Genomic DNA, 17139 nt, shown 5'->3' with positions numbered 1-17139 from the left:
TATGCCAATCGAACTGCGCCGCCGTTGCGTCAATGCACTCGGCCTGTGTGCCCTCGGCGGCAATGACGTCCCTGGCCGCGCCCCCACCTGGCATGGCGCCGGCCTCGATGCACAACCCGGACACGCACGGCGACGCCGCCGTCAGGGCCTACTGCTGTCTCCCCGCAAGTCCTTCGCCGGGCGATCTGTCCATCAGCCGGACGTAAGACGGGATCGCGCCGTGTCGTTGTCCGGCGTCCCCACTTACCCGGCACGCTCCATCCCGTTCTTCCAGCGGCGCGGGCGTGTCATCCGCAGGCGTGCCACAACGCTGATTGATGATTGAAGGACCTGACCCCATGAAGAAAACCCTGACCATTTCTGCCACAATTTCTGCCTTCGGCATTTCCGCCGCCATCGCCCTTGCCGGCTGCGCCGGCACCTCCGGAAGCACACCCGCCGGCACCATGCCGGGCATGGGCAGCGGCGGCATGGGCACGTCGTCCAGCTCGGCGCCCGCAACCGCGGACCACAACGCGGCAGACACCATGTTCACCCAAGGGATGATCCCGCACCACGCCCAGGCCGTGGAAATGAGCGACATGATGCTCAGGAAGCAGGGCATGGACGCGCGGATCACCGCGCTCGCCACAAAGATCAAGGCCGCACAGGCACCCGAAATCGCGCAGATGACGGGCTGGCTCAAGACCTGGAACGAACCCGCCCAGATGGCGTCCGGCCATGGCATGGGTGACGGGGTGATGGGCGACGACGACCTGAAGAAGCTCGATGCCGCCCAGGGCGCCGACGCGGCCAAGTTGTTCCTGGCCCAGATGATCGTCCACCACGAGGGCGCGGTGATGATGGCCAAGACTGAAAGCAGCCAAGGCAAGAACCCTGACGCCCTCAGCCTGAGCAAGGCAATCGTGAGCGCCCAGGAAGCTGAAATCCAGGAAATGAAGGACCTGCTGGCCAGCCTCTAGCAGCGTCCCGGCCCCGGTCCGCCTTCGGACCGGGGCCGTCAACTGGGCGGCCCCGGCCGACGTAGTCCAAAGCATCGGCCGACGGCGGTGCTGCTTTGGCCTCGTACCTGGGTGCCGCACCGGCTGCAGCGACGGGCCGGGATGCCCGGCGGAACGAATGCACCTACACTGCTGGAATGCCTATCATTCCGGATTCCAAGGACTGGACTTGGGTCCTGTCGCAGCCCTGCCCCGAGTGCGGTTTCGATGTCTCCACCGCGACCCCGGCCACGGTGCCGGGGATCGTCATCAGCATGCTCCCGCGGTGGCGTGCAGCCCTCCGACGGCCGGACGCGACGGAACGGCCCAACGAGGCCACGTGGTCCGTCCTCGAGTATGGCTGCCACGTCCGGGACGTCTTCACACTTTTCGATCACCGCCTGTCCCTCATGTTGTCCGAGGACGATGCCCGGTTCGATGACTGGGACCAGGACAAGACGGCAATCGAGCAGGACTACGCCAACGCCGATCCAGCCCAGGTCGGCGTCGAGCTGACGGCGGAGGGCGAGCAGATTGCCGCGTCCTTCGCACGGGTAAAGGAGGAGGATTGGGTCCGCTTGGGGACCCGGAGCAACGGCTCAGTGTTCACTGTCCTGACCTTCGCGCAGTATTTCCTGCACGACGTCGTCCACCACCTCCACGACGTGGACGGCTAACGCGAAGAACTGGCGCGCGGACGGCAGGCGCGCGGACGGCCGGCGGGAAGCCGCAGGGTCTGCGGTTCCCTGAGGCGGCCCCTACGGCACGGCCGGCTGAAGCTCCTTGTCCCACGCCATGCTCCGGTTGACGGCCACATAGCCCATCTTGAGGTAGAGCGCGAGGGCCCCGGTCGGGTTCTCCGAGTCGACATCCAGCGAGGCCACGTCCATGCCCGCGGCGGCGAAGCGGCGCATGGCATCGGCCAAGAGCACCTGCGCGATGCCCCGGCCACGGTACTCCCGCCGGACGCCAAGGAGCTCCGTGTAGCCTTCGCGGAAGCCGCGGGTCAGGGCGGCCTCGACGTCGTGGGTGGCCAACTGGTACCCGGCCACCGTGCCGGTAGAACGGTCCAGCACGACGCCGCTCAGGTCCGGCCGGGCCTGCGGATCATTCACCACATAGCCCCAACCCTCCTGGTCGCGGGGCTCGCTGCCCCAGTGGTCCCGGAATGCCGCGTTGTGCGCCAGCCGCACCGGTTCATGCAGCTCCGGCCCAAAAGTGACGAGCTCCAGTCCGGGGTCCAGGGAGGATTCAGGCACAGCCTGGGTCAGTGGCCGGTGCATCTCGTTGTAATAGCGGACAATGCCGTAGCCGGAACCGGCGAACAAGGCGGCCTGGTGCTGGTGCTGCTGCTCGGTATGGAGCCGCAGTCTCGGGCGCGGGACGCCCCCGGTGCCGCCCGCATCGCCGTCGCCGGCATCGCCGGCATCCCCAACCGTGCCGGCAGGCCGTGCGTCCTCGGCAAAGCGGTCCCTGGTCCGCTGTTCCATCCAACCCAGCAGCAAGGTGCCGATCCCGCTCCCCTGCCACTCCGGGTCAACGCAGCCGGAGCCGTTCGCCTTGTCACCGTCGCGGTTCTTGGTGATCCGGCCGTAGGCCCGGGCAACGCCCTCCGGATCGAAGCCGATGATGGTGTTCGCCGTTACCGGGTTATTTTTCGACTCCAGGATCTGTTCCAGATCCGCCTGGCGCTCGAACCAGACGGGTTGCTCGACGGCGGCCGTGCGGGCAATCAGGCCGGCCCACGCGTCGAGGTCGCGGCGCTCCGCCGGCCGCCAGGACAGCCGGGGGTCAAGTGCTTGCCGGGGGTGGAGCTCGCCGTTGCGGTTCATGGCAACAGGCTAATAGGCGGGTTACCCGCGCGCCAGCACGGCCGCCGTCGCCGGACCCTCGCCCGCGGCGCCCGTGGCGGCAGCCGCGGCTGCGGCGTCCAGGTCCAGTCTGGTGTCCGCGGCGTCGATATCGTCCGGGTTGTGGGTGACCAGGACAACGGTCCGGTCGCGCAGCCCGTCGCGCAATTCGGCGAGCATGAGCCTGCCTGACTCGGCATCGAGGTGCGCAGTCGGTTCATCGAGCAGGATGACGTCGGCCCCGGTCATGAGCGTGCGCGCAACGGCCAGGCGCGTACGCTCTCCGCCGCTGAGGAAGGCCCCGCCCGGGCCGATCCGGGTGTCCAGGCCGTCCTCAAGCCGGGCCAGCATCGGGCCGAGTCCGACGGCGTCGAGGGAAGCCCGCAGCTGCTCGTCCCCGTTGGCCACCACGGCGCCGCCGGGTCCACGCTGCGCACTGTCCGTACCGGCGGGAGCCGGCTCCGGCCGCGCCAGGAGAAGGTTGCCGCGGATGGTCGAGTCGAACAGGTGTGCCTCCTGCGGGCACCAGGCGGCGCGTCCGCTCAGGTACAGGTGGCCGCCGGCCGCCGGCAGGAACCCCAGGACCGTGGCCAGGAGGGTCGACTTGCCGGAGCCGGAGGCGCCGGTGACGGCCAGCCAGCGCCCGGGGCGGGCCTCGGCCGTGAGTCCGCTGAAGACATTTCCGCCGCCGGGCCACGCGGCAGCGAGGTCCACGAGTTCAATCCCTGGCCGGCCGCCGGGCCGCGAAGCCACGGGCACCAGTCCGCCCGTTGCGGCGCCGCCGTCCGCGTCACTGTTCGCCCCCGCCTCAAGGACTCCTGCCGCGCTGATCCGCCGCATCACGGCGCGGAGCGCGGGATACTGCCGCACGGCCGTGGTGATGGCCGCGTAAGGGTCCACCAGGGCCAGCTGCACGAGGACGACGACGGCAACAGTCTCCGGTTCGACCGCGCCGCTCAGGGCGAGCGGGGCGGCCAGCACGGCGCTGGCCAGGGCGGCCACGGCACAGGCCAGGACGGTCAGGGACTGGCCGAGACCCTCCGCCCATGCCGACCGCTGTGAGGCTGCCGTCGCGGCCCGGTCCGCCCGGCCAATCGCAGCGAGCACGGGGGCGCTGACGCCGTTCGCGTGCAGTTCTGCGCGGGCGTCCAGGGCAGCGGCAACGTGACGGAGCACGCCGGAACGGAGGTTTTGTTCGGTGCCGGCGGACATGCGGTCGGCGGCCAACGCCAGGGCGGGGGCAACGACAATGCTCAGTAGCGCTGCGGCGGCCACGGCAGGCAGCGCAGCGGGAAGCAGCAGCCCGATCCCGGCCACTGCGGCCGCGGCGACAGCGATGGCGGTCACGGGCGGCAGCACGACGCGGGGCAAAAGCTCGCGGACCGTGTCGACGTCGTCCACCACGGTGCCGAGTACGTTGCCGCCCTGCAGGAGCCGGCGCAGGGACAGCGCGCGGCGGCTCAGCGACTCCCAGAGCCGGCCCCGGAGCCGGGTCAAGGCGGCGAACACGGCATCGTGCAGCAGCAACCGCTCGGAGTACCGCAGGCACGCCCTGCCGACGCCGAAAAACCTCACGCCGACGATCGCGGTGAGCAGGTACAGGATGGGCGGCTGTTCACTGGCCCGGATGATGAGCCAGCCGGACAGCCCCGCGAGGGCGACGGCGAACAGGGCCGCCAACGTGCCTACGGCTCCGGCGGCGGCGAACCGGCCCTTGACCGGGGCCAGCAGGCGACGCAGCTGGGCAGGGACCGAACCGGACGGGCCGGCCGCGCCGGAGCCGGAGCCGGAGCCGGAGACGGAGCCGATTGAGCGGGCCGAACCGGCGGCCGCGGCAGGAGCGGTGCCGGTTTCGGGGCGGCCCGGAGCCGGATCCGGGGTCGGGCTTGGGGCCGGGCCCTGGCTGTGGCCCGGCGCCGCGGCGTCCACGAGGAAGGGCGGCCGGATAGCCGCCGCCCGCACGCCCGGCTCTCCCCCGGCGGATGCCGGCAGTGGCGGGACGAGGGCCGGAGGTTCACCGCCGTGGTGGCCGCCGGCGCCCGGCGTCACCGCGACGAGAGTGTCGGCAAGGTCCCGGGTGTGCCGGTCGTGCGCAACGAGCAGCACGGTGACCTTTCCGCGGAGCCCGGCGAGGGCCCGATTGACCAGTGTGGCCGATCTCCGGTCCAGATGGGCGGTGGGTTCATCCAGGAGCAGTACGCGGGCGCCGGCCTCGATCCTCGCCAGCCCGCGGGCCAGCGCAACCCGCCTCAGCTCTCCCGGGCTCAGCTCGGCCGGGTGCTTGGCCGCCAGGTGCCCCGCGCCCACGGCTGCCAGGCACCTCACTGCCGCATCGGCTTCCGCGCCCACGTCGGTGCCGCCCACCTCGGTGCCGGCGGCGGCGGCGGGAACGCCGAGATACAGCCGGATCTCGTCCAGCACCGTGGAGGCCACCATGACGGGGTGCTGTGGCACCCAGGCGACCTCCGCCGTCGTGAATCCTCCGAGGCGTCCGGACACGGCGGTCCCCGCGTCCGTCCCGACGGTCCCGGAGAGGACTCCGAGCACGGTGCTCTTGCCGGCGCCGCTGGCACCGTCGAGTGCCGTGATCTGGCCGGCCGCGGCAGTGAAGCTCAACGGTCCGACCGCGGCGTCCGTGCCTCCGCCGAAGCGGACGGTCAGTCCGTCCACGGTGACGGCGGGCGGGCCGGCAGCAGGACCGGAGGCCGGCGTCGGATCCAGGGGTGCGGCTCCGGGGTCCGCGAGGACTGCTGTGGTTTCGGCGAGCGCTGCCCGGCCGTCGTCGCTGGCGTGGTGTGCGGTGCCGAGCTCCCGGAGCGGAAGGTAGCAGTCGGGAGCGAGGATGAGCGCAAGCAGCCCTGCCTCAAGCGCCATGTCGCCGTGGACCAGGCGGACGCCGATGAACACGGCGACGACCGCCACGGAAATCGTCGAGATGAGCTCCAGGGCCAGGGCGGAGAGGAAGGCCGTGCGCAATGTCCCCATGGTCCGGGAACGATATTCCTCGGACATGTCCTCCAGCGCCTGGCGCTGGGCCGAGGCCCGGCCCAGGCCCACGAGGACGGGCAGGCCTTTGGCGAGCTCGAGCATGTGCCCGGAGAGCCGTGCCAGTGCGGACTGGGCGTCCCTGACACGTTCCTCGGTGTACCGCCCGATCAGGATCATGAACAGCGGCACCAGCGGCACCGTCAGCACGATCACCACGGCGCTGACCCAGTCGGCGAACAGGATGCGGGCGCCCAGCAGCAGCGGAATGGCCGCGCAGTTCACCAGCGCGGGCAGGAACTGGGTGTAGTAGCTATCCAGGGCATCCAGGCCCCGGGTTGCCAGCACGGCGAGGCCGCCGTCGGCGGGCCCGGCAGACCGCGTGCCGTTCCTGAGCGCCTGCTCCAGCAGTTGCGAGCGCAGCTCCTCCTTCACTCCGAGCGCCGCCCGGCGTGAGGCCACGGACTGGCCCCATACCGTCAGTGAGCGCAGCACTGCCCCCGCGGCGCCCAGAACCAGCTGGTCTGCCCAGGCGGGGTCATGAGCGGCGAGTCCGGCGAGCATCGAAGCCACGGCCTGCGCCATGAGCACGAGCGAGAGCGCCTTCAGGGCGGCAAGCAGTCCCAGCAGGTAGAGGGCGGAACGGGTCGAGGGGCCGGCGGGGAACGGTCTCATCTGGGAAGTTAGTCCTTCGGTGCCAGCGCTTTGGCGGCGATCGCGGGAAGGAAGCTGTGCGCCTCCGGGATATGCGCTGCGCTCACCCGGCGCCGGAACACCCAGTACGTCCAGGCCTGGTACGCCAGGACCAGCGGCAGCCCGATGCACGCCACAATGCTCATCAGGCCCAGGGTGTAGTCCGAGGACGAGGCGTTGGAGACGGTGAGATTGAACGCGGGATCCAGCGTGGACGGAAGAACCACGGGGAAGGCGGCACCGAAGATGGAGGCGCTGCCGAGCAGGAGGAAGGCACCCAGCGACATGAAGGCACGGCCTTCGGCCCCCTTGCGGGCGAAATTCCACGCCAGGACCGCGGCGACGACGGCGGCGACCACGGCGGCGATGGTCCAGGCCTCGCCGCTGAGGAGCTGGAGGCTCACCGCCCAGCCGGCCATGGGCAGCAGCAGCACAGGCAGCAGCCGGACGAACCAGGCCCGCGCCCGGTGGCGTACCTCGCCGTCGGTCTTCAGCGCCAGGAACCCGAGACCGTGCAGGAGGGAGAATCCGACGACGGCGAGTCCGCCGAGCACGGCGTAACCGCTGAACCAGGCAAAGGGGCCGCCCTCGCGGTCGCCGTTGGCGTTCAGCGGCAGTCCCGTGGTGGTCAGGGCCAGTGCGGCGCCGACGCCGAAGGCCGCGACGAACGACCCTGCCGAGATGGCCCAGTCCCAGCGGGCGCGCCACCGGGGGTTGTCCACCTTGCCGCGGTATTCGAAGGCGACCGCCCGGAAAATGAGCGCCACGAGAACCAGCAGGAGTGGCAGGTACAGGGCGGAGAAAAGCGAGGCGTACCAGAGCGGGAACGCCGCGAAGGTGGCGCCGCCGGCGGTCAGGAGCCAGACCTCGTTGCCGTCCCAGACCGGGCCGATCGTGTTGATCAGGACGCGGCGTTCGGTGTTGTTCCGGGCGAACCCCTTCATCAGCATGCCGACGCCGAGGTCGAAGCCCTCGAGGAAGAGATAGCCCGTCCACAGCACCGCGATGGCAACGAACCAGATGGTGGGTAGCAGTTCCATGCTGAGAATCCTCTGCGTATTTTTCGTGTGGGTTGCTGGGTGGTGGGGTGCCGGGCGGGCGCCTAGTAGGCGAACGCCAGGACGTCGTCGTCGGGTTTGCCGGGACCGCCCCGGGGGGTGTTGTCCTCGTTTTCGTCAACGGGGGCGTGGGCAAGTTCCGGCATGGCCGAGGCCACGCCGCCGCGGATGTACTTGACCAGGAGCTTGACCTCCACCACCAGCAGCACAGCATAGATGGAGGTCAGGACCACGAGGGAGGTCAGGATCTCTCCGGCCGAGACTCCCGGTGAGACAGCCGCGGCGGTGAACATGAAGACCTGGTCGATGCCGCTGGGGTCCGGGTTGGGGGCGACGACGAACGGCTGGCGGCCCATCTCGGTAAAGATCCAGCCCGCCGCGTTGGCACCAAACGGTGCGAGGATCCCGAACACCGCCAAGCGCATGAGGCCGCGGGAGGCCGGCACGGTTCCCTTGCGGGTGGCCCACAGCGCCAGAAGGGCGGCGAGGGCGGCCACGCCGCCGAAGCCGATCATCATCCGGAAGCCCCAGTAGGTGACTTCCATGACGGGCACGTACTGGATTTGCTGTCCGGCGCGGTCGCCGTAGATGGGGTTGTCCGGCAGGGTAGTGCCGTACTTGTCCTGGTACTCGCCCAGCAGGCTGTTGACGCCCTTGACCTCCGTGGTGAAGTCGCCCTTGGCCAGGAAGGACAGGATGCCCGGGACCTCGATCACGGCCACGATGTCATCGCAGTTCTTGGCGCCGAGGTTGCCGACGCTGAGGACCGAGAAGCCGGTGCCATCATGGCAGGCTGCCTCGGCGGCGGCCATCTTCATGGGCTGCTGCTCGAACATGAGCTTGCCCTGCAGATCTCCGGTGACGGCGGTGCCCGCGAAGGAAATCATGGCGACGACGGCGCCGATCCTCAGCGAGCGGATCCAGACGGTGTGGTCGCTGCGGTCCCGGCCGAGGATGCCGGCGGCTTCGCCGGGGATCACCTTGCCGTCGGCCCCGATGGTGTCGATGCCGTCGTGGCGGCGGCGCCACAGGTGGTACCAGGCGATGCCGAGCAGGAACCCGCCGGCGACGGCGAGGGCACCGAAGAGAGTGTGGGGCACGGCGACCAGGGCCGTGTTGTTGGTGAAGACGGCCCACGCGTCGGTCATGACGGGGCGGCCGTTGACCATTTCGACGCCGACGGGGTGTTGCATCCAGCTGTTGGCCACGATGATGAAGTAGGCCGAGAAGACGGAGCCAATGACGGCGATCCAGAGGCAGGCCAGGTGGATGGCGGGCTTGAGCTGTTTCCAGCCGAAGATCCACAGGCCCAGGAAGGTTGACTCGACGAAGAACGCCAACAACGCTTCCAGGGCCAGCGGGGCGCCAAAAACGTCACCGACAAAGCGGCTGTACTCGCTCCAGGCCATACCGAACTGGAACTCCTGCACGATTCCGGTGGCCACGCCCATGATGAAGTTGATCAGGAAGAGCTTGCCCCAGAACTTGGTCATACGCAGATATTCGGGCTTGCCGGTGCGGTACCAGAGCGTCTGGATCACAGCCACCACCAGCCCGAGGCCGATCGTGAGCGGCACCATCATGAAGTGGTAGACCGTGGTGATTCCGAATTGCCAGCGTGCGATTTCCAAGGCGTCCAAGGCAGTCCCTACTTTTGGCTAGGTCCGAGCAACTTCTACGTGGCGTAGAAATGATTCTTCTACAGAGTGTAGAACACATCGCCGCTTCCCCGTAACTCAGACTCCCACGGCACGTCACGGCCTGCAATGGAAAAAAGCCCCTGTCCCGCCGCCCCGGGGCCGGCGGCGCGACACGCCGGGCGGCCGTGTTCTACTTCATGTAGAAAGAACGCGCAAAACGCGGTAAATTTGTAAACGAAGTATTCACATACACCGCCCCGGCAGGCACCAGCAGTTTCCCAGCATGACGCCGGCGCGGCAGGCATAGAAGGATGTACGCAATGGCAAGTCTCGGTGAACTGGAACGGGCAGTGATGGACCTGCTCTGGGCAGGCCAAGAAGCTGCGACAGCCAATACGCTGCGGGACCTCCTCGCACAAAGCACCCAGCCCCAGGACGGCAGCGCCGGACACGTGGGCAAAGACCTCGCGGTCACCACGGTGCTGACCGTACTCTCGCGCCTTGAGCGGAAGGGCCTGGTGGAACGCGAACGCGGCACCCGCCCGCACCGCTACCAAGCCGTCTCGAGCCGTGCGGACCACACCGCGGAACTCATGCACGAGGTCCTCGGCTCCGCTCCGGACCGCGAAGCCGTCCTGGCCCGGTTCATTGGTTCCGTCACGGATAACGAGGCAGAAACCCTGCGCAAGCTTTTGGGCCGCAGCTAGCGCCCGATGTTCTGGACCTCATATTTTCTGGCGGTCCTGGCGATAGCATTGGCGTGGCCGGTGCCTATCCTCCTCTCCCGTGCCCAGTGGCCGGCCCGCTCCCCCTTCACGGCGATGCTGTTGTGGCAGGCGATCGCCCTGGCCGGCGGCCTGTCCATGATCGGCGCCATGCTGGTTTACGGGCTCGAGCCGGTCGGGGACAACCTGCTCTCGGGCCTGCGGGCGCTGGCTGGCATGGTCTTCCACAATGCCCCCACCACGGAACTGGGCTTCTGGCACATCTTTGCGCTCTCGGCAGCGGCCCTGCTGACGGCGCACCTGGTATTTACCCTGCTGCTGACGTACTACAAGATCCAGCGCCAGCGCCGCCGCCACCGCGAGCTGCTGGACCTCCTGGCGTCGCCGTCCTCCGACGGCCCGGGGACGATGGTCCTGAACGTGGACTCGCCTGTGGCGTACTGCCTGCCCGGCGGCGCACGGTCCGTGACGGTTCTCTCCGACGGCCTCATGGCCGCCCTGGAGCCCGATGAGTTGCGTGCCGTGCTGATTCACGAGAACGCCCACCTGAGCCAGCGCCACCACCTCCTGCTGTGGGCCTTCGCCGCGTGGCGCCAGGCGCTGCCCTGGCTGCCCACCACCCGGCTGGCGCAGGAGTCGGTCAACTCCCTGATCGAGATGCTGGCCGACGACGTTGCGCTCAAGACGGAGAGCAAGGCGACCCTGATCAGGGCGATTGCCATTGTGGCCAGCGGGTCCCCGGCCACCCCCGCGGTGCGCCTGGCGTTCGGCGAGCCCGGCGTGGCCGACGGCGACCCCGGCCAGCCCGGCGCCACCGGAGGCAGCGGCTCAGCGGGTACAACGGCGTCACGCGTCAGCCGCCTGCTCTCGCCGCAGCCGCCGCTGCCGGAACCGCTGCGCGCCGCTGTCCTGGCCTGCTGCGTGCTGCTGCTGGCCGTGCCGACGGCCCTGCTGCTGGTCCCTGGCCTGCTCGGCTAAGTCCGGCTCCCTGCCAGTCCTGTCATCCGGCCCCGGCGCCGGACCGCCCGCCACAGCAGCGGCGGAGCGGCCGGTTTCGGGCCAGGTTAGCCATCAGCGCCGCTATTTCAGCAGCTTGCTGGCCTTGAATTGGAGGTCGACGTTGCCGGACCCGTTGCCCTTGGACGTTCCATTGATCGCCGAGGTGGTCATGGCGAAGGTCAGTGTCGAGTGGGCGATCGCGTCGGCCATTTGCTCCAGCACAGTGGTGTTGACGTTGGCGATGGTGTCGCAGGCCTGGTGGTAGCAGGCGTCATGCGCCACGTTCGGTATCCCGCCGAACACTGCCGCTTCCGCCGCCGTCTTAAGGTCTTCCGCGCCGGTGAACAGGCCACCCGCCGGAATCCCGTTGTTGATGAACCCGGAGTAGTCCGAGCGCCCGTCGAACTGGGTCGGCGCAGTAGGCAGGTTCTGGGACTTGAAGTAGTCCAGGAAGACCTTCTCGACGAGCCCGGAGCCATTGGGGCCCTTCGTGCCGAAGGAGGAGCCGTCGCCGTCGTAGACGAACCGCACAAAGTTCGGCGAGCCGACCATGTCGAAATTGAGGTTGACCGCGTGGGCCCTGATCTGGCTCGTCGTCAGCTGGGATGTGTAGAAGTCGGAGCCGACAAGTCCGGGCTCCTCCCCTCCCCAGAAGGCGAAGCGGACCCTGTTCACGGGGGTCTGGCCCGACTTCTTCAGCTGGATCGCCGTCTCGAGAATGGCGGCTGTCCCGGTGCCGTTGTCGTTGATGCCCGGCCCTTCCGGCACGGAATCCAGATGCGCCCCCACCAGGACGGTGCGGTCCGCGCGTCCGCCGGTGTCGGCCAGGATATTGAACGAGGTCAGCTTGGTGACGGTGGAGTTCACAGCGAGGTGCATGCTCACGCCGTTCAGCCCGGCGAGATCGGCGCCGGTGGCGAAGCTGGTGCTGACCACCGGGATACCTGCCTGAGGCGCATCCAGCGTGCCGCCGAAGAGGGCAAAGCGCTCGTCCGCCGGGTCCGCATTGCCCTGGTTGAAGATGATGACGCCTGCCGCCCCGGCCGCGGCGGCGTTGTCCGCCTTGACCCGGAAGGTGCAGGTGCCGCGCTGGAGCAGGGCGATGTTGCCCGCCGTGAACCCGCCGAAGTCGGCTGCCTCGCAGCCGCTGGTGGAGGCCCGGTCGCCGGCCAGGTTGATGTCGACGGCGCTCAGCGGGGCCGTGACGTTGCCGGAACCGGAATAGTTCATATCGAGGAAGCCGTCCGGGGCGTCATAGGCGTAGGTTCGCGGGGAGGGCGAGAGGCGCTCCATCGACGCCGAGACGGTGTCGTAGCGCTCGTAGGGGAAGGTTTGGCGGACCGGGGTGTAGCCGGCGGCCCACAACTTGCGCTCGATGTACTGGGCAGAGGCTTCGTATCCCGGAGTGCTGGCAGCCCGGGTGCCACCGTTGGCGTCCGCGACGGCTTGGAGGGCGGCGAGGTGTTTCATGATGTTTGTTGCCGACACGGCAGCGCGCAGGGGTGCCGTGTTTGTTCCGTTGTCAGCGAGTGCGGGCGGCGCAAGGCTGGCCGCCAGTCCGATCGAGGCGGCGATGGCCGCACGGCGGATATTCCGGCGTTGCTTCATAGGGTTCTCCTGGATTCGGCTGCGGAATCCGATCCGGGCGTCCTTGCCCGCATGGGTGAGATGAAGCTATCGGAAGCACCTTGGGCAAAGGTTGAGAGAACCAGGCGCCGGCGAAGCAGCCGCGACGGCACAGATTTACGTCGCCGGCCCCGTCCCCGCCGGCGGAACGTCAGGCGTCGATGCGCTCCCGGTCCAGGTTGGCGGCGCCTGCAATGATGAAATCCTTGCGCGGCGCCACGTCCGAGCCCATGAGGAGGTCGAAAGTCTCTTCGGCCTGCTTGGCGTTCTCGATCCCGACCTTGCGGAGCGTTCGGTGCCGCGGGTCCATGGTGGTTTCGGCCAGCTGCTCCGCATCCATTTCGCCCAGCCCCTTGTACCGCTGGATCGGTTCCTTGTAGCGCTTGCCGTCCTTGGCGAGCCGCGCCAGCAGGACATGGAGCTCAGCCTCGGAGTAGGTGTAGATCATCTCGTTGGCCTTCTGGCCGGCGTTGACGACCTCCACCCGGTGCAGCGGCGGGACGGCGGCGAAGACGCGCCCCTCGTCGATCATCGGACGCATGTAGCGGAAGAAGAGCGTCAGGAGCAGGGTCCGGATGTGCGCACCGTCGACGTCGGCGTCGGTCATCAGGATCACTTTGCCGTACCGGGCGGCGCTGATGTCGAACGTGCGGCCGGAACCGGCCCCCACCACCTGGATCAGAGCAGCGCACTCGGCGTTGGAGAGCATGTCCCCCACCGAGGCCTTCTGGACGTTGAGGATCTTGCCGCGGATCGGCAGGAGCGCCTGGAAGTCGGAGGACCGCGCCAGCTTGGCGGTGCCGAGTGCGGAGTCGCCTTCGACGATGAACAGTTCGGAGCGTCCGACGTCGTCGGTGCGGCAGTCGGCGAGCTTGGTGGGCATGGAGGAGGTTTCCAGCGCATTCTTGCGGCGCTGGGTTTCCTTGTGGACCCGCGCCGAGATGCGGGACTTCATCTCGCTGACGATCTTTTCCAGCAGCAGCGCGGACTGGGCCTTGTCGTTGCGGTTGGCGGAGGTCAGCTTCGCGGTGATCTCCTGTTCCACCACCTTGGCCACGATCGCCCGGACGGCGGAGGTGCCCAGGATTTCCTTGGTCTGGCCCTCGAACTGCGGTTCGGCCAGCCGGACGGTCAGGACCGCGGTCAGGCCGGCGAAGATGTCGTCCTTTTCGATCTTGTCGGTGCCGGCCTTGAGCTTGCGGGCATTGGTCTCCACGGCCTTCCGGAAGGTCTTGAGCAGGGCCTGCTCGAAGCCGGACTGGTGGGTGCCGCCCTTGGGCGTGGAAATGATGTTGACGAAGGTCCGGACCGTGCTGTCGTAGCCGATCCCCCAGCGCAGCGCGACGTCGACCTCACAGTCGCGTTCGACCTCCGCGAGCTGGCTGTGGCCCTTTTCGTCGAGGACGGGGACGGTTTCCTTGAATTTCCCGGCACCATGGAGACGCCAGATATCCGTGACGGCGGGGTCGGCGGCGAGGAAGTCGACAAATTCGGAGATGCCGCCGTCGTGGTGGAAAACCTCTTCATGCGGGCCCGATTCTCCGGGCGTGCCGGCAATCCTGCGTTCATCCCGGACCGTGAGCTTCAGCCCGGGGACCAGGAACGAGGTCTGGCGCGCACGCGCGGCGAGGTCATCGTAGGAGAATTTGGCGTCGGGCGTGAAGATCTGCCGGTCCGCCCAGTAGCGGATCCGGGTTCCGGTCACGCCGCGCTTGGCCTTGCCCACGACATCGAGCACAGAGCCGTCGATGAAGGGTTCGAAGAGAGTCGCGGGGTCCGGCTTGGTGCCCGGATCCTTGAACCGGCCCGGTTCCCCCCGGCGGAAGGACATCTTGTATGTCTTGCCGCCGCGGTCCACTTCGACGTCGAGGCGGGCCGAGAGCGCGTTGACCACCGAGGCGCCCACGCCGTGCAGGCCGCCGGAAGCGGTGTAGGAGCCGCCGCCGAACTTTCCGCCGGCGTGCAGTTTGGTGAAGACGACCTCGACGCCGGTCAGCCCGGTTTTCGGTTCGACGTCCACGGGGATGCCGCGGCCGTCGTCGTGGATCTCGACCGAGTTGTCCGCGTGGAGGATGATCTTGATGTCGTGGCCGAAGCCGGCGAGGGCCTCGTCGACGGAGTTGTCGATGATTTCCCAGAGGCAGTGCATGAGGCCGCGGGAGTCCGTGGAGCCGATGTACATGCCCGGGCGCTTACGGACGGCCTCGAGGCCCTCCAGCACGGAGAGGTGCCGGGCGGTGTAATCAGAACTGGGTGCCACGGGTCGTGAACTCCTTACAGGATCGGGACAGCCACCGCAGCGTGCGCAGGCGGCAGTCACAGAATTTGACGCTCTTCCTAGGTTAGTCGGACTCCGGGTGATCGATGGTCTGCCACTCCCCGCGGGGGCACTCCGGCCACCCGCCGTTACTGAGACGTGATACGCGGACAGCGAAAGTAGGCCATCCGTGCCATGGTTTGGCCACGAATGCTGGTTATATAGGTATACCGATCTACTAAGGAGGCCGAACATGACAACAGCAGTTGCGGACCGCACACTGACCGCCGCAGACCGGTGCGATCGTTGCGGAGCACAGGCATATGTCCGAGTTGTTCTCGGTGCCTCCGGCGGTGAGCTTCTTTTCTGCGGCCACCACGCACGCGCCGTAGAACCGACCCTCAAGCCGCTCAGTTCAGACTGGCATGATGAGACTGACCGCCTTCACCAGAAGGCTCCGGTTCCGGTCGACTAGACCGCACCGGCTTCAGCCCGGCACCCTACAGGGTTCCCGGCGACCTGAGACCACTGCATCAGGGCCCCTCCATACCGGAGGGGCCCTGATTCGTTAAGTGCTGATTCGTTAAGTGCTGGTTCGTCAGGTGCCGGTTCGCTTAGGTGCCGTGCACCCCGCCGCAGCGGCAAAAAGCAATGCGGGGTCCCTTCCGGCCCGTTCCTCCGGTGAGGATGGGCGGGAAGCGACCCCGCATTGCTGGGAACCTTTACCCGGTCTGCGACCAGTGGCGCTTAGTCCAGGTAGTCGCGCAGGACCTGTGAGCGCGACGGGTGCCGCAGCTTGGACATGGTCTTGGATTCGATCTGGCGGATGCGCTCACGCGTCACACCGTAGACCTTGCCGATTTCGTCTAAAGTCTTCGGCTGGCCGTCGGTAAGGCCGAAGCGCATTGCTACCACGCCGGCTTCGCGCTCGGAGAGGGTGTCCAGCACCGAGTGCAGCTGTTCCTGCAGCAGGGTGAAGCTCACGGCATCCGCGGGAACCACGGCTTCGGAGTCCTCGATGAGGTCGCCGAATTCGGAGTCGCCGTCCTCGCCAAGGGGGGTGTGCAGCGAGATGGGCTCGCGGCCGTACTTCTGGACCTCCACGACCTTTTCCGGGGTCATGTCGAGTTCGAGGGCCAGTTCCTCCGGGGTGGGTTCGCGGCCGAGGTCCTGCAGCATCTGGCGCTGGACGCGGGCCAGCTTGTTGATGACTTCCACCATGTGCACCGGGATGCGGATGGTGCGGGCCTGGTCGGCCATGGCGCGGGTGATCGCCTGGCGGATCCACCAGGTGGCGTAGGTGGAGAACTTGAAGCCCTTGGTGTAGTCGAATTTCTCGACCGCACGGATCAGGCCCAGGTTGCCTTCCTGGATCAGGTCCAGGAACAGCATGCCGCGGCCGGTGTAGCGCTTGGCCAGCGAGACGACGAGGCGGAGGTTGGCCTCCAGCAGGTGGTTCTTGGCCCGTTTGCCGTCGTGGATGACGAATTCGAGCTCGCGCTTGAGTTTCGGGTCCATAGTGCCGTCGTCGGCGGCGATCTTTTCTTCAGCGAAGAGACCGGCCTCGATCCGCAGGGCCAGGTCTACTTCCTGTTCGGCATTCAGCAGGGCGACCTTGCCGATCTGCTTCAGGTAGTCCTTGACGGGGTCGGCGGTGGCGCCGGCAGACATAACCTGCTGCACCGGAGCGTCGTCGTCGTCGGCGTCGGAGTAGACGAAGCCGGAGCCGGTGGTGGCCGCGGCCTTGCCGGCGACTTCCTCGCCTTCTACTTCGTCGCCGAGCTCGGCGGCGTCGGGCGTGATGTCGTCGAGATCCTCTTCGGCGTCGACGTCATCGTCAGACGTACTGGCAGAGTTGCCGGCGGCTTCTGCCGCGGCTTTCGCGCCGGGCTTGGGCCCGCGCTTCTTGGGCTCAGGCTTGGCGACGGTGTCGCCACCCTCTGCGGAAGCGGCGTCCTTGACAGCCTTGTTGGCTGCGCGCGTGGCGGCGCGCTTGGCGTTGGTCGCCGCCTTCTTCTCCTCAGGGGACAATTCGGCCTGGTCGGCGGGTTCCTTCTTCGCGGAAGACGGGGTCACTGAAAACCTTTCTAGCTGCGGTCTGCGGAATCACCATACGGGCAACACCACTATGACCCTGTCAAGTCCGTGTTCAACATCAGGTGCAACCACGACCAGCAGAGCCACTTAGTAGAACTGCTGGCGCGGCCTTAATGTTCCCTGTTTCCAAGGATCATTTAGGGCACTTGATACACGGACCCAACCGGGTCTCGGCAACCATTGTCTCACGGTTTTCAGGCCGGGTGCCTTTCGCGACGCCGGGTCGACG

12 protein-coding genes are annotated in these 17139 nt (G+C 67.9%); 5 read left to right on the top strand and 7 right to left on the bottom strand.

From position 1 onward, the window contains the following. Nucleotides 1-338: 338 nt before the first annotated feature. Nucleotides 339-962: a DUF305 domain-containing protein gene (locus AC1D0A_RS08025; RefSeq protein WP_476944234.1), complete on the top strand. Its 624-nt coding sequence runs from the start codon at nt 339-341 to the stop codon at nt 960-962. Nucleotides 963-1138: 176 nt separating this feature from the next. Next, nucleotides 1139-1657, top strand: coding sequence for a DinB family protein (locus tag AC1D0A_RS08020; protein ID WP_243179378.1), 519 nt, complete (start codon nt 1139-1141; stop codon nt 1655-1657). Nucleotides 1658-1738: 81 nt separating this feature from the next. On the opposite strand, the gene AC1D0A_RS08015 is transcribed toward AC1D0A_RS08020, so the two are convergent. The 4 genes from AC1D0A_RS08015 to AC1D0A_RS08000 form a co-directional block, all read right to left on the bottom strand. Next, a complete protein-coding gene (locus tag AC1D0A_RS08015; protein WP_476945534.1) occupies nt 1739-2812 on the bottom strand; it encodes a GNAT family N-acetyltransferase in 1074 nt (357 codons plus the stop codon). 21 nt (nt 2813-2833) lie between these two features. Further along, a complete protein-coding gene (cydD, locus tag AC1D0A_RS08010; RefSeq protein WP_476945533.1) occupies nt 2834-6490 on the bottom strand; it encodes a thiol reductant ABC exporter subunit CydD in 3657 nt (1218 codons plus the stop codon). A gap of 8 nt (nt 6491-6498) precedes the next feature. Continuing rightward, nucleotides 6499-7548, bottom strand: a complete 1050-nt coding sequence (gene cydB, locus AC1D0A_RS08005; RefSeq protein ID WP_223917101.1) for a cytochrome d ubiquinol oxidase subunit II — start codon at nt 7546-7548, stop codon at nt 6499-6501. A gap of 62 nt (nt 7549-7610) precedes the next feature. Beyond that, on the bottom strand, nt 7611-9206 hold the full coding sequence (locus AC1D0A_RS08000; protein WP_243179398.1) for a cytochrome ubiquinol oxidase subunit I: 1596 nt from the start codon (nt 9204-9206) through the stop codon (nt 7611-7613). A 320-nt stretch (nt 9207-9526) separates the two neighbouring features. Here AC1D0A_RS08000 and AC1D0A_RS07995 point away from each other — a divergent pair, with 320 nt between their 5' ends. Beyond that, nucleotides 9527-9913 (top strand): BlaI/MecI/CopY family transcriptional regulator, encoded by a 387-nt coding sequence (locus AC1D0A_RS07995; RefSeq protein WP_018772400.1) that lies wholly within the window; start codon nt 9527-9529, stop codon nt 9911-9913. A 6-nt stretch (nt 9914-9919) separates the two neighbouring features. After that, nucleotides 9920-10909, top strand: a complete 990-nt coding sequence (locus AC1D0A_RS07990) for a M56 family metallopeptidase (protein WP_476945532.1) — start codon at nt 9920-9922, stop codon at nt 10907-10909. Between the two features lie 102 nt (nt 10910-11011). Here the strand turns inward: AC1D0A_RS07990 and AC1D0A_RS07985 are convergent, their stop codons facing one another. Together AC1D0A_RS07985 and AC1D0A_RS07980 are read right to left on the bottom strand one after the other, a co-directional pair. Then, the gene (locus AC1D0A_RS07985) at nt 11012-12538 is read right to left on the bottom strand and encodes a M20/M25/M40 family metallo-hydrolase (protein WP_476945531.1); all 1527 of its coding nucleotides are present in this window, start codon (nt 12536-12538) and stop codon (nt 11012-11014) included. A 169-nt stretch (nt 12539-12707) separates the two neighbouring features. Further along, a complete protein-coding gene (locus AC1D0A_RS07980; protein WP_476945530.1) occupies nt 12708-14816 on the bottom strand; it encodes a DNA gyrase/topoisomerase IV subunit B in 2109 nt (702 codons plus the stop codon). Nucleotides 14817-15066: 250 nt separating this feature from the next. On the opposite strand from AC1D0A_RS07980, the gene AC1D0A_RS07975 reads away from it, so the two are divergent. Next, nucleotides 15067-15288: a DUF7455 domain-containing protein gene (locus tag AC1D0A_RS07975; protein ID WP_026266251.1), complete on the top strand. Its 222-nt coding sequence runs from the start codon at nt 15067-15069 to the stop codon at nt 15286-15288. Between the two features lie 272 nt (nt 15289-15560). On the opposite strand, the gene AC1D0A_RS07970 is transcribed toward AC1D0A_RS07975, so the two are convergent. Further along, entirely contained in the window at nt 15561-16889 is a 1329-nt protein-coding gene (locus tag AC1D0A_RS07970; RefSeq protein WP_028276426.1) for an RNA polymerase sigma factor, read from the bottom strand. Between the last annotated feature and the right edge of the window lie 250 nt (nt 16890-17139).

This window comes from Arthrobacter sp. P1_D4, from assembly GCF_056406115.1.
Note: the sequence above shows the minus strand (reverse complement) of the source record. Positions and strands in the feature narration are given on the sequence as shown.

What these genes read in the sequence shown, in the direction of transcription:
- AC1D0A_RS07985 (WP_476945531.1), bottom strand. Translation starts at nt 12,538, where the DNA reads ATGAAGCAACGCCGGAATATCCGCCGTGCGGCCATCGCCGCCTCGATC.
- AC1D0A_RS08025 (WP_476944234.1), top strand. Translation starts at nt 339, where the DNA reads ATGAAGAAAACCCTGACCATTTCTGCCACAATTTCTGCCTTCGGCATT.
- cydD (WP_476945533.1), bottom strand. Translation starts at nt 6,490, where the DNA reads ATGAGACCGTTCCCCGCCGGCCCCTCGACCCGTTCCGCCCTCTACCTG.
- AC1D0A_RS07995 (WP_018772400.1), top strand. Translation starts at nt 9,527, where the DNA reads ATGGCAAGTCTCGGTGAACTGGAACGGGCAGTGATGGACCTGCTCTGG.
- AC1D0A_RS07975 (WP_026266251.1), top strand. Translation starts at nt 15,067, where the DNA reads ATGACAACAGCAGTTGCGGACCGCACACTGACCGCCGCAGACCGGTGC.
- AC1D0A_RS08020 (WP_243179378.1), top strand. Translation starts at nt 1,139, where the DNA reads ATGCCTATCATTCCGGATTCCAAGGACTGGACTTGGGTCCTGTCGCAG.
- cydB (WP_223917101.1), bottom strand. Translation starts at nt 7,548, where the DNA reads ATGGAACTGCTACCCACCATCTGGTTCGTTGCCATCGCGGTGCTGTGG.
- AC1D0A_RS08015 (WP_476945534.1), bottom strand. Translation starts at nt 2,812, where the DNA reads ATGAACCGCAACGGCGAGCTCCACCCCCGGCAAGCACTTGACCCCCGG.
- AC1D0A_RS07990 (WP_476945532.1), top strand. Translation starts at nt 9,920, where the DNA reads ATGTTCTGGACCTCATATTTTCTGGCGGTCCTGGCGATAGCATTGGCG.